Raw genomic sequence first — 12,345 nt, 5'->3', positions numbered from 1 at the left:
GTCACGCGTCGAGCATCGCACAATCAGGCGGGTTCGATCGTGGTCCAGCCTGCTCGGGCTTCACTCGAAAGGAGAAGAGCCGGCGTGTCCAAGTGGACGCGGGGTCCGCCCGTCCCGTCAGTCGTCCGGCGGCGGGTACAGCCACAACCGGAACAACCGGCTGAGCAGCGGCATGATCAGATAGGTCAGCACCGGCAGCAGCACGCACGGGAACACGGCCGCCCTGAGCGGCAGGGGCCAGGCCGTGGTGCGGGGCGTCACCAGCCACTGGATGAGCAGGGTGAACGGATAGGCGCCGAGGAACGTGGTCAGCACCATCTTCCAGCGGGGCGGGGACTGTGCCGTGGTGCCCGGCAGGCTGAACCAGGTCTCCATCCCGGTGGTCGACTGCCGCTCGTCGCCCACCTCCGTGGCGATCCCCTCGATCCGCGCATGCCACTCGGCCCGTTCGGTGGACTCCAGCCACCGCGCCAGACGCTGCGGATCGGACCAGCGCAGCACCGCGTGATACCGCGGGCCGTCCTCGGGACGCAGCCAGGAGACGCCTTCGTTGCCGGGGAACCGACTGGCGCAGCGGGTGATCCCACGGGTCCACTGCTCGAACTCCGCTTCCCGGCCGGGACGCACCTGCCAGGTCAGTACCGTGGTGACCGGATCGCGCCCGCGCAACTGGGTGGTGCTCATGCTCACCACGTGTGCCACGCGTGGCGCGATTCATGCCGTGCAACCCCGGCTGCCGAGGTCAGCGCCCCGAGTCGACCAGGGCCTGGGTAACTGCCCGGACGCTGCGCGCGATGTGCTGGAGCTGCAGCACCTCCGCCGCGTAGAGCTTGATCGTGTGCTCGATGACCGACTCGGGCAGGCCGAGCGCGGGGAGATCGGCGCGTGCGGTCTGCAGCGCGGTGCGCGCGACGCGGATCTCGTGCTGCACCTGGATCTGCGCATGGCGGGCCAGCAGCACGGGGTGGCGCAGCAGGGCCGGGTAGCTGCCGTAGCGGGCCGGCACCAGTTCGCGCAGCCACTTGGCCGCCGAGCGCTCCCAGTCGTAGGAGCCGGGCGTCTTGACCTGGCACGGCCAGTCCGGGCTGATGCGCGTGGTCGTCAGTTGCATGATCATCGCTTCCGGGTGTGCGGCGTCGTGTGGGGGTGGTCCGACGTGGGCGGGCGGCCCCGGTCTAGGGGATGACCGGGGCCGCCAAGGGCGCTCGCAGAGGCGAGGCCCGACCGAACACCCTGGGCGCCGACGCGGGTAGGAGACGGCGGCTTCGGGTGTCCGTGCAGGAGCCCGGGAGAGCAGACGGCGCCGGCGCGGCGGATGGTGCAGGCGCATGGGCGGACCGTCGGCTTTCTCCGGGCTGATGCGGGTGGGGACAGGGGTGCGGAACGTGTCCGGAGTGAGCCGGTGCGCGATCCGTGAGCAGTATTTATATATGCCGTCCGGTTTGCAAGAAGCATGAAAACATTCATGCGCAGTATGTTGCGAAAGGTCCCTTTGTAATTCCCCTGTAACACCGGTGTGGGGCGCCGGATCAGTCGCGCAGGAAGAACTGGTGCTGGTCGGAGATCTGCTCGTACTCCTCGAGCCGCGCCTGTGTGCGCTCGGGATCGGCGTCCGTCATGGCCTGCAGCAGCGCGGCGGCGATCACGCCGGGCGCCGCGTAGGAGTCGAAGACCAGGCGGGAGCCGGTGCCGGTGGCGAGGACGACGTCCGCCTCGTCGGCCACGAGCCCCAGCGCCAGGTCCGTGACCAGGGCGACCTTCAGACCGGCGCTGCGCGCGACCCGGAGGGCCGTGAGCGTCTCCTGGGCGTGCCGGGGCATCGAGAACGCCAGCACCCAGGTGCCGCCCGCCTCACGCGACTGCAACAGCGCGTCGTAGGCGACGCTGCCGCCCCGTGTCACCAGCCGCACGTCAGGGTGGATACGGCGCGCGGCGTAGGCGAAGTACTCGGCCAGCGAGACGGAGATGCGCAGCCCCAGGACGGTCAGGGGCGTGGACTCCGACAGCTTGCGGCCGAGGTCGATCAGCTGGTCGGGGTCGGCGAAGTCGCGCCGCAGGTTCTCCAGGTTCTCGATCTCGGCGTCGACCGCCGCCTGCAGCTCGTTGCTGCCGTTCTCCTCGGTCGCTGCGGGCCCGCCGGCCAGGGTGCCGAGGGCGATCGACTGGAGCTTCTCGCGCAGTGCGGGGTAGCCGCTGAAGCCGACCGCCGCGGCGAACCGCGTCACCGAGGGCTGGCTCACCCCGACGCGTTCGGCGAGGTCGGTGATCGACAGGAAGGCCGCCTCGGTGATGTGCTCGATGAGGTACTGGGCGATGCGCCGCTGGCCGGGGGAGAGCCGGGGCCGGTCGAAGAGTGTCCTGAGCTGGGAGGCCGGGGCGGCCTCGGCTTCCGGAGCCGTCTTGCCTGAGGTGATCGCGGACGCCTGTGCGCGTGCCTGCTGCGGCGATGACACCGGTGCGCCTCCTTTGTCTCCCACAGTGCTTCAACATAGCCCACACACCGTCGTGACCAGGGCTTGTACGGCGGCATCCGGCGCCGACGTCACCGGCGGTAGATCGTGATCGAATGCCCGACGTCGTCGACCGGACGACTGCTGCGGATCAACGCGGCCAGCCGGCCGCGCGCCTTGGCGACCGCCGAGTCCGACACGACCAGCAGCCCGTGCACCTGACGCGGGGGCACCCGGCGCGGATCGGACGCGTCGATGCCGTAGTACGACGGCACTCCGCTGCCCTTGTACACCAGCCAGATCCGCTCGCCGCGGTACCGCTGGCGCAGCCGGTCGGCGAGCCTGCCCAGGTCCTGGCCCCAGTCCACGTTCGAGTCGTGCAGCCGCAGACGGGTCTCGGCGGGACCGCCGAACGCCTCGTTGGAGTACGGCAGATAGTACGGATACGTCAGCAGCGAGCTGACCGCGACGAACAGCACCAGCGCTCCCGTCACGAGGGGCGCCCACCGCCACCGCACGGCGAGCACACAGCCCGCGGCCACCGCCAGGAACATCGGCACGAAAATCGCGTACCGCGTCCCGAAGTCCCGCGACCCGGTCATGGCCGCGGCCAGCAGCACACCGGCGGGCACCAGCACGTACGGCGCCGCGGGCCGCAGCCGCCGCACCGCCACCAGCACCACGGCCCCGGCCACCCACAGGGCGAGCATGCCGAGCGGCGTCTTCACCAGCAGCGCGGCCGGCAGGTAGTACCAGCGGGAGCCGGTGTACAGATGCCCGAACAGGAAGCCCTGCCACGGGTAGTTCTCCAGACCGAACTGGATGCGCATCCCGTCCCGGTAGGACGCCGGCAACGGCAGCAGCCGCACGAGCAGCCCCTTCACCCCGTGCACCGCGGGCACGGGCTGCTCCGGCGTCCACCGCAGCCTCGGGTCGACCACCAGATACGACGCCCATACGACGGCGACCGCGGCCACCGCCGCCACGCCGGCACCGAGAGCCGCCCTCCTGCGGCGGTTCTCGGCCCCCGCCCGCCACACCGACCAGGCGGCGAGCGCCAGCAGCACCGGAACCGCCGGGAGCACGCTCATCTTGGTCGCCAGTCCCGCCCCGAGCGCCACTCCGGCCGACGGCACATACAGCCGGGGCCGCCGGCGCGCCCGCCACAGCAGCCAGGCCGAGGTCAGCACGAACCCGGCCGCGGGGACGTCGAGCGTGGCCAGCGAGCCGTGTGCGATCACATCGGGGGAGAACGCGTACAGAGCGAGGGCCGCCAACCCGGCGGCGGCGCCCGCGAGTTCACGGGCGAAGGTGAACACGACCAGCCCGAACAGCAGCGTCAGCACGATCACCGGGAGGCGCGCCCAGAACATCAACCGCCACGGATCGTTGCCGGACTCGTACAGCAGATGCCGCCCGAACTGCCCCTGATCACCTTTGTACGAGGTGTCGACGTGCGGACCGGCGATCGCCACCCCGACCGCGATGACCAGCTTGCCGAGCGGCGGATGCTCGGGGTTGAGACGCACCCGGTGCTCGTGCAGATAGTCGGCGGCCGTGGCGACGTAGACGGGCTCGTCGATCGTCGGCGTCTGCTGCACGGCGGTGGTCACCATCGCCGCGGCCATCTGGGCCAGCAGCACGACGACCAGGAGCGGCAGCAGCCACCGCCTGCGCGGGCGGGGCGACCGCTCGGGGGCCGTCGCGGGCGGCGGGTGTGCCTCGTCGTCGTGTGTGCCCGGCTCGAGGACCGAGTGCTGTTCGTGTGCCATCATCCGCCCCGCGGTGATACGGACCGCGAGGGGGCGGGAGCGATCCGGGCCCATCCCATGGCCCCTACTGTCGCATCAGCTCCCGCCTCCCGGGCGTTACCGCTTCAGGAGTCGTACCGACAGACCTTCCGTCGTGTAGACGGGTACGGCCCGCAGCCGGTCGGAGTTCAGCTCGATGCGGTCGAACTGGCCGCGCAGCCCCGCCGCGGACAGGACGCGCACCTTGCTGCCCGCAACGGGCGGCTTGTCGGCGTCGAGGTGCAGCGTCAGCACGCTCCCCGTGCCCAGTACCGCCCGGCGCGTGATCTCGAGGGCGGGCTCGTGGCCCGAGCGCAGCGCCAGCTCCAGCGCACCCGACTCCTGCGCATAGACGCCGTGCACCTGCACGGGCCGCTGCAGCCGCAGCGTGCCGCCCGAGACCCGGACCTCGCCGTGGCCCAGCGCGTGGGACGAGGCGGCGACCAGTACACCGTCCCTCACGGCGGTGCCGCCCCTGTACTTGTTGTGGCCGGTCAAGGTGAGCGTGCCGCTGCCCTGCTTGGTCAGGCCGCCGTCGCCGCAGATGTCGTTGCGCCAGCTGTCGGCCGCGCCGAAGCCGCCCGCCGCCGCATCCAGGGTGACGGTCACGTCGGAGTCGAAGGCGCCGTAACCGTCCGCCGCGGCGAACAGGTTGAGCCGTCCCCACTGCTCGAATCCGTCCAGCAGCACATACCCGGAGGGCAGCGCCGTCGTGCGCAGCACCTCCCGCCGCTGGTCGGCGTCCAGGTACGGCAGCCGCGTCTCCAGCAGCACCTCCGCGCCCTTCGGCACGGTCAGCGGCTCACTGCGGCCGTGCCGGGTCAGTACGTACGTCAGCCGGCGCCTGACCGCACGGGCGTTGGCGTCCCGGTCCGCGTACGGGTCGGTTGCGTCCGAGTGCGCGTAGGCGTACAGGGTGTCGGCCGTGGTCCCGGTCTGCGCCTCGAAGTAGGCGAGGGCCTGGGCGCGGGCCGCGGCCTTGAGGGCGGCGTTCGCCGGGTCGGCCAGGGTGGCGGCCGCCAGGGCGGTGGCCATGATGCGGCCGCCCATGACGTCGACCGGCGAGTGCATGCCCGCCATGATCCGGGTGTGGCCGAGCTCGAGGGCCCGGGTAACCAGCTCCTGGAAGCGCTCCGGTACGGCGTACGCGTAGGCCAGGCCCGCCAGATGGAAGGCGTTGGTGTGGCCGCTGGGGAAGCCGCCGTCGTCCGTCGGGGACATGTTGCGCTGACGCAGCAGCTGGGGCGCGACGACCACCTTCGAGTCGTACACGGGGTAGCCCAGTGCGTCCTTCGCGCCGGTGTCGACGACCTCGCTGTCCTCGTTCATGCGCCACGGCCGCGGGTACTGGTAGGCGTACTTGGACGGGTTGCCCGAGGCCCAGTTCCCCCGCAGCGTGTCGACCAGCTCGGCGACCCTGCCGAGCGCGGAGTCGTGCGAGCCGGCGCCGAGCGCGGAGCCGGCCGGGGCGTCCGCGGGCACCGCGTCGTCGATCTTGGTGGGCGGTGTGCCGTCGGGGGCGCTGGTGATCGACGTGACGGCCTTGGCGCCCGCCTTGTACAGGTCGGCCAGCGGCCCCAGGCCCGCGATCATCGCGTAGCTCTGGTGCTGGCGGTCGTAGAGGAACGCCTCCTTCGCCTGCGCGTCGGTGCGCGCAGCGGTGATGCGGGCGCAGTAGCTCATGTTGGCGCGCAGGATCTCGGGGCGCAGGGGAGTGCCGGTGTTCCAGGCGCCGCCGGTCTTCCATATCTGCGCGAACCCGCCGAGCACGCGGACGACCGCGTTGGTCTCGGGCGTGAGGTTCGTCGGGAGGTTGGTCCTGTAGTCGTCGACGAACGCCGCGGGCGCCGTGGCGGCCTTGGCGTCGGCGGCGCCGAGCCAGGTCACGAAGGTGGGCGCGGCCAGCACACCGGCCGAGGCGCCCAGGGAGGTCTTGAGGAACCCTCGCCTGTTGACGGTGGGTCGACCGGCGTTCGAGGAGCGGTGCCCGGCGGGTGACGGCATGCGTGTGCCTCTTTTCAGTTCTGCGGCCCTGCGGCCGGGGAGGAGATCGTGCGATCAGAGATGTCCCACGGGACGCAAGAGATGTGCGAATCCGGTGCGTCCCGTGAAGCTTTGAGCGAAGATCTACGGCCGGGTCCTGTCCCGTCGGCGAGGGCCCGGCGGCCGTGACGTGTCGTGTGCGTGAACGCGGGCCGACCGGTTCACAGGATCGAACGGGCCAGTGCCACCGCACCCTCCACCGGCGGTGCCCGCAGCGGCTGCGGGCGTGCTCCCGGCACGGACCTCGCGAGCGCTGTCGCGAACGCGCCGTAGAGGGAGGCCTGGGCGAGGACGGTGCTGCCCGCGACCACCACGTCGTCCACCACGACCCCGCGTGCGGTGAGCCGTCCCACGAGCGCGGCCAGCGAACGGCCGGCCTCGGTGATCACCGCGCGTGCGATCGGCGAGCCCGCCTGGGCGGCCGCGAACACGACCGGTGCGTGCCGGCCCCACTCGGCGGAGACGTCCGTCGCGCCCTCCAGCGCGGCGCCGAGCGCCGGCACTTCGGAGACATCGAAGGATGCGAGCAGGCCCCGGGCGAGTTCGTCGGGTTCCTCCCCGCGGTCGTGGGCCGCCCATGCGGCCCGTGCGGCCTCGCGGACGATACCGGCCGCGCCGCCCTCGTCGCCGAGCACCGCACCCCAGCCGCCGACCTGGACGCAGGTCCCGTCGGCGAGCCGGCCCACCGCGACGGAACCGGTGCCGGCGACCAGGCCGACCCCCTTGGCCAGTCCCGCGGCGGGCACGAGCAGCTCGGCGTCGCCCACGACCAGCGCGGGCGCGTCGAAGTGCGGTTGCAGGGCGGTGCGTATCCCGGCGCACTGGCGCGGGGTCTCACAGGCGTGGCCGCCCACGGCGACGGCCGCCGGGCGTGCGCCCGTCGGCAGCGCCTCGGCGGCCAGCGCGGCCAGCCAGCCGGCGGCGGCCACGGGGTCGTGCGGCCGCCAGCCGCTGCTCGTCCGGACATGGTCGGCGACGAGCTCTGTACCGGCGTAGGCACGCAGCTGTGTCTTGGTGCCGCCCACGTCGATGCCGACCACGAGGGGCGTGGAGTCCTGCACGGAACCTCTTTCGTCATTGCGCCGGCCCACGCGGTCCGGGAGCGCCCTGAAGGGGCGCGGGGGACTGCGCGACCAGCCACGACGGTGCCGCAGAGGACCGACCGGTCTTCTGCGACACACCCAGCGGAGCGCTCGGTGGGCGAACCGTGCCTGAGATTACGGGAGTTGGTGAACTAGGGAAGCCCCGGGACGGGCTTCTGGCGGACACGGCAGGCGAGTACCGTGAAGTTCGTTAGGAAGTTAACTAACGAAGTACAGTGCGTCAAGAGGCATCGCGCACTCGACCACTGAGCGGCCCGTGACCCGTGGGAGAACTGTGATACACGACGTGGCGGAAGCCCCCCGTCTGACCGAGAGCGCAAGCGCCGTATTCGCCGTGCTCGCCGAGGCGGGCAGCGCGACCCGGCCGCAGCTTGCCAGCCTTGCGGGCCTGTCCAAACCCACCGTGTCCTCCGCCGTCGCGGAGCTGGAGAGCGCGCGGCTCGCCGCCCACTCCGGGACCGCCTCCGGCGGCACGGGCCGTTCCGCCGCCGTCTACGGCCTCGGACCCGCCGCCGGGGCCGTACTCGCCGTCGACCTCGGTCCGGCCCTGACCCGGGTGCGCGGCTGCGCCCTGGACGGCACCCTTCTCGCCCAGGCCACCGGCACCCGGGAGGAGGCCGCCGACGTGGTGCGCGAGGCACTCGTCGCGCTGCCGGTCGGCGCCCCGCTGCGCACCGTCGTCGTCGCCGTCGGCGACGTCACCGCACGTGAGAAGGAGGGCGTCCGCATGCGCCCCGCAACGGCCAAGGCGGGCCCCGTCTTCGACGCCATGGCCGTCGCCCTGCCGCCGGGCGTTCCCGTCCACCTGGAGAACAACGTCAACTGCGCCGCGCTCGCCGAACTGCACGAGGGCGCCGCGCGCGGCCGGCACACCTTCGGCTATCTGCGGATCGGTGTCGGTATCGGCCTCGGCATCGTGGTCGGCGGTCAGGTGCTGCGCGGGGCCAACGGCGCCGCCGGTGAGCTGGCCCGGCTGCCCTACCCCTGGGACGACGGCCGCGAGCCGCGCCACGAGGCCCTGGAGGAGTACATCGGCGCCCGCTCGCTGCTGCGGCGGGCGGCCGAGGCCTGGCGGGACGACGACGGGCCCTGCCCGCGCACCGCCGAGCAGCTCTTCGCGCTGGCCGGGGAGGGCAGGGCTGCGGCCCGCGCCGTGATCGCCCGCCATGCCACCGACGTCGGCCGTCTCGCCGCCGCCGTGACCGCCGTACTGGACCCGGGGCTGATCGTCCTGGGCGGCAGCACCGGCGCGGACCCGCAGGTACTGCCCGGTGTGCGGGCCGAGCTGGCCCGGCTGAGCTGGCCCACCGAAGTGGTCAGCAGCACGGTCGGCGATCTCGGCACGGTCGTGGGCGCCGCCCGGCTCGCGGTTTCGCGAGGAGTCCAAACCGTGACCGAGGCCGCGGGGGCTAAGGATTGACGGCCTCCGACTCGATCTGCCAATGTCCGGACAAGCGCTTTCTAAGTCGGCCGGGAACGCCGACTCCGGGTGAGCCTCCCGCCCGTACGCGAAGTACGGCAGTCGCACGAGGGCGTGCTTGTGCGACGACGGCCCTCACGGCCGGGGACGCCACCCGCTCCAGGCGACGCGGCCGGGCGAGGCCGTGCCCCGGAAAGCGAAATTCGAAATTTCCTGCAAAATGCACCCGTGCCGCCTCGGCTGGCGCCGTGCTCCGTCCAGTACGACGAAAAGGGATGAAAATGACCAGTGTGGGTGTGCGGCGCTCCCGCCGACTCGGCCGCGGCGGCATACGCCGTGTGGTTCCCCTCGCTGCCGTGGCCACGGCAGGTGCCCTTCTGCTCACCGCCTGCGGCGGGTCGGGGTCCGGTTCCGGCGGGAACTCCAAGTCCCTGACGTTCTGGATCTCCACGGTTCCGGGGCAGGACGCGGGCTGGAAGAAGCTGGTGGCGCAGTACAAGAAGGAAGCCGGCGTCGACGTCAAGCTCGTCAACATCCCCTACGACGGCTACACGACGAAGCTGCACAACTCGGCGCAGGCGAATGCCCTGCCCGACGTGGCGGCCGTGCCGGCGCTGGACCCGATCTGGTCGAACAAGCTGATCGACCTGAGCTCCATCGCCGGCAACAAGAGCTACAACATCAACGCCAACTACCTGGCGAAGGACTCGTCCGGCAAGGTGCTGGCCATCCCCTCGGACGTCACCGCGTCCGGCCTGTTCATCAACAAGACGCTGTTCAAGAAGGCCGGCGTCTCCTTCCCGACCTCGCCCTCGAAGACCTGGACCTGGACCGACTTCATCGCGGCGGCGAACAAGGTCCGGGAGAAGACCGGCGCCAAGTACTCCCTGGCCTTCGACCAGTCGCCCTCGCGACTGCGCGCCATGGTCTATGAGATGGGCGGGAAGTACGTCCACGCCGACTCCTCCGGCAAGTTCTCGGTGGACGCCGCGACCAAGAAGGCCGTGAAGACCTTCGTCGGATGGAACGACGACAAGACCATGCCGAAGTCGGTGTGGACCAGCGGCGCCGACCCGTCCGCAATGTTCCAGAGCGGTGAGGTGGTCGCCTACTGGTCCGGCGTGTGGCAGGTCGCCGCCTTCTCGGACAGCATCAAGAAGTTCGACTGGGCGAGCGTCCCGACCCCCGCCGAGCCCGTGCAGGCCAGCGACGTCAACGCCGGCGGCCTGATGGTGGGCTTCAACAACAACGGCGCCGCGGCCACCGCCGCGAAGAAGTTCATGACGTGGGTGTACGACCCCAAGCAGTACACCGAACTGGTCGAGAGCTCCGGGTTCCTCCCGGTCGAGAGCGGTCTGACCCCGAACTACCCCTTCAAGTCCGACGCGGCGCAGGCGGCGTTCAAGCTGTACAACGAGGAGATCCCGCTCTACGCCCCGATCTCCGGCTACTTCAACGGCGCGCAGACGGAATGGGCTCTGAAGGGCAAGAGCATCACCACCGACCCGACCAAGACGGAGCTCGGCAAGGCGGTCAACGGCCAGCAGTCGTCCGACAAGGCCCTGGAGAACATCGTGGCCGGCTACAACCAGCAGGTCGGCGGCGGATCGTAGTCCACAGGGCCGGGGACGGTGTCGCAGACGCCGCCCCGGCCCTGAACGCCCACACGATGCCGGGCTCACGGCGTGAACCCACCGCAACCCATTCCACCAGCACGGAGTCAGGAAGATGACAAAACGCGCGTCGGACGTGTCCGCGAGCCCGCCCAGGAGACGCAGCAAGTACACCCTTGCGCCGCTCGTGCTCATCGCGGCCAACGTCGTGCTCTTCTCGCTGTTCTTCGTCTGGCCCGCGGTGATCGGGCTCGTCTACTCCTTCACGAACTACACCGGTGTGGGGGCGTTCCAGTTCATCGGACTGGACAACTACCACAACCTGTTCGGGGACTCCACGTTCTACGACGCGCTGACCCGGACGCTCCTGTACACCGTGCTCTTCGTGCCGCTGAACTTCGCGCTCTCACTGCTCGCCGCCAACCTGGTGGTGAACAAGCACGCCAAGGGTGCGTCGGTCGCGCGCGTCATCTTCTTCATCCCGTGGCTGCTGTCGCCGATCGTCGTGGGTGTCCTGTGGCGGTGGCTGTTCGGTGAGAACTTCGGCCTGGTCAACTACGTCATCGAGAAGCTCGGCGGAAGTGCCGTTCCGTGGCAGTCGGACGCGGACCTGTCGCTGCTGGTGGTGGTGATGGCGGCGTCCTGGATGTGGACGGGTTTCACGATGCTGCTGTTCATCGCGGCGATCAAGAACGTACCGGTGTCGTACTACGAGGCGGCCTCGCTGGACGGCGCCGGACCATGGCGCCAGTTCTTCAGCATCACGCTGCCGAGCATCGCGCCCACCTCGTTCATCGTCATCCTGCTCAACACGATCAACGCGATGAAGGAATACCCGGTGTTCGTCGCCCTCAACAACGGCGGACCCGGAACGTCGAACAACCTGCTCGTCCAGTACATCTACCAGACCGGCTTCCAACGGGGCCAGATCGGCTACGCGAGCGCCGCGTCATTCGTGCTCATGCTCATCCTGATGGCCGTCGCGATCATCCAGCTGATCGTCAACCGGCGGGTGGAGAACCGATGACAACCACAGACATGCCTCGCAAGGTCGACGCCGGTCCCGGACGGACTGTTTCCAAGAAGCGGACCCGCGGCGCGGCGAGCGGTGGGATCCGGCAGGCGGTGTCCGCGACGACCCTGCTGTGGATCCTCGCGTGCCTCTACGGGCTGCCGGTGCTGTGGTTCATCCTCAGCTCCCTCAAGCCGGCCAGCGACCTGTTCTCCTATCCGCTGACGCTGGTACCGCACCACCCCACCCTGTCGGGCTACCTGACGGCGTGGCGCAGTGCCAACTTCTCCCAGTTCTTCATCAACACGACCATCGTGTGTGTGATCACGACGATCCTCACGGTGGGAGTGAGCTGCTGCACCGGGTACGCGCTGGCCAAGTACGACAACCGATGGCTGAAGGCGTTCTTCCTCTGCATCCTGGCCACCACGATGCTGCCGGGCGAGGTCATGCTGGCGCCGGAGTTCCTGGTGGTCCGCAACCTCGGCCTCTACAACTCGTTCGCCGGCATCATCTTCCCGGCCGTGCTCACCGCGACCGGCTGCTTCATGTTCCGCCAGTTCTTCCTGACGGTCCCCGACGAACTCGTGGAAGCCGCGCGCATCGACGGCGCCCGCGAACTGTCCATCTTCCTGCGGATCATGGTGCCGCTCTCCCGGCCCATCATGCTGACGCTCGCCATCCTGTCCTTCCAGTGGCGGTGGAACGACTACATCTGGCCGCTGCTGATGCTCAACGACCCCAACAAGTTCACCGTGCAGATCGGCATCCAGAGCATCGTCGGCGCGCAGAACATCAACTGGTCGGTCCTGCTCGGTGCGTCGGTCATCTCCATGATCCCGCTGATCGTGATCTTCCTGGTCTTCCAGCGCTACGTCATGGGCGCCGACATCAACGCCGGACTGAAGGACTGA

The 12,345-nt window shown here is 70.3% G+C and carries 10 protein-coding genes; 4 read left to right on the top strand and 6 right to left on the bottom strand.

Annotation, left to right across the window (positions count from 1 at the left end; genetic code table 11):
• Positions 1-117: 117 nt before the first annotated feature.
• The 6 genes from ACFY1E_RS27125 to ACFY1E_RS27100 form a co-directional block, all read right to left on the bottom strand.
• Positions 118-684 carry an antibiotic biosynthesis monooxygenase gene (locus ACFY1E_RS27125; RefSeq protein ID WP_389080145.1) on the bottom strand — a complete coding sequence of 189 codons (567 nt, stop codon included), beginning with the start codon at positions 682-684 and terminating at the stop codon, positions 118-120.
• A gap of 58 nt (positions 685-742) precedes the next feature.
• Positions 743-1,117 (bottom strand): hypothetical protein, encoded by a 375-nt coding sequence (locus tag ACFY1E_RS27120; RefSeq protein WP_389080143.1) that lies wholly within the window; start codon positions 1,115-1,117, stop codon positions 743-745.
• Positions 1,118-1,529: 412 nt separating this feature from the next.
• Positions 1,530-2,453, bottom strand: coding sequence for a MurR/RpiR family transcriptional regulator (locus ACFY1E_RS27115; RefSeq protein ID WP_389080142.1), 924 nt, complete (start codon positions 2,451-2,453; stop codon positions 1,530-1,532).
• An 89-nt stretch (positions 2,454-2,542) separates the two neighbouring features.
• Positions 2,543-4,276 carry an ArnT family glycosyltransferase gene (locus ACFY1E_RS27110; protein WP_389080141.1) on the bottom strand — a complete coding sequence of 578 codons (1,734 nt, stop codon included), beginning with the start codon at positions 4,274-4,276 and terminating at the stop codon, positions 2,543-2,545.
• A 42-nt stretch (positions 4,277-4,318) separates the two neighbouring features.
• A complete protein-coding gene (locus ACFY1E_RS27105; RefSeq protein WP_389080139.1) occupies positions 4,319-6,244 on the bottom strand; it encodes a phosphatase PAP2 family protein in 1,926 nt (641 codons plus the stop codon).
• 200 nt (positions 6,245-6,444) lie between these two features.
• A complete protein-coding gene (locus tag ACFY1E_RS27100; protein ID WP_389080138.1) occupies positions 6,445-7,344 on the bottom strand; it encodes an N-acetylglucosamine kinase in 900 nt (299 codons plus the stop codon).
• A gap of 328 nt (positions 7,345-7,672) precedes the next feature.
• Between ACFY1E_RS27100 and ACFY1E_RS27095 the strand changes: the two genes are divergently transcribed.
• The 4 genes from ACFY1E_RS27095 to ACFY1E_RS27080 all read left to right on the top strand — a co-directional run bounded on the left by ACFY1E_RS27095 (position 7,673) and on the right by ACFY1E_RS27080 (position 12,345).
• A complete protein-coding gene (locus tag ACFY1E_RS27095; protein WP_389080136.1) occupies positions 7,673-8,806 on the top strand; it encodes an ROK family transcriptional regulator in 1,134 nt (377 codons plus the stop codon).
• A 281-nt stretch (positions 8,807-9,087) separates the two neighbouring features.
• Positions 9,088-10,419 (top strand): ABC transporter substrate-binding protein, encoded by a 1,332-nt coding sequence (locus tag ACFY1E_RS27090; RefSeq protein WP_389080135.1) that lies wholly within the window; start codon positions 9,088-9,090, stop codon positions 10,417-10,419.
• A 115-nt stretch (positions 10,420-10,534) separates the two neighbouring features.
• Positions 10,535-11,446, top strand: coding sequence for a carbohydrate ABC transporter permease (locus ACFY1E_RS27085; protein WP_389080134.1), 912 nt, complete (start codon positions 10,535-10,537; stop codon positions 11,444-11,446).
• Positions 11,443-12,345 carry a carbohydrate ABC transporter permease gene (locus ACFY1E_RS27080; protein WP_030937935.1) on the top strand — a complete coding sequence of 301 codons (903 nt, stop codon included), beginning with the start codon at positions 11,443-11,445 and terminating at the stop codon, positions 12,343-12,345. The genes ACFY1E_RS27085 and ACFY1E_RS27080 overlap by 4 nt, the downstream gene beginning before the upstream one ends.

The organism is Streptomyces sp. NPDC001604, from assembly GCF_042893475.1.
Classification (GTDB): domain Bacteria; phylum Actinomycetota; class Actinomycetes; order Streptomycetales; family Streptomycetaceae; genus Streptomyces.
Note: the sequence above shows the minus strand (reverse complement) of the source record. Positions and strands in the feature narration are given on the sequence as shown.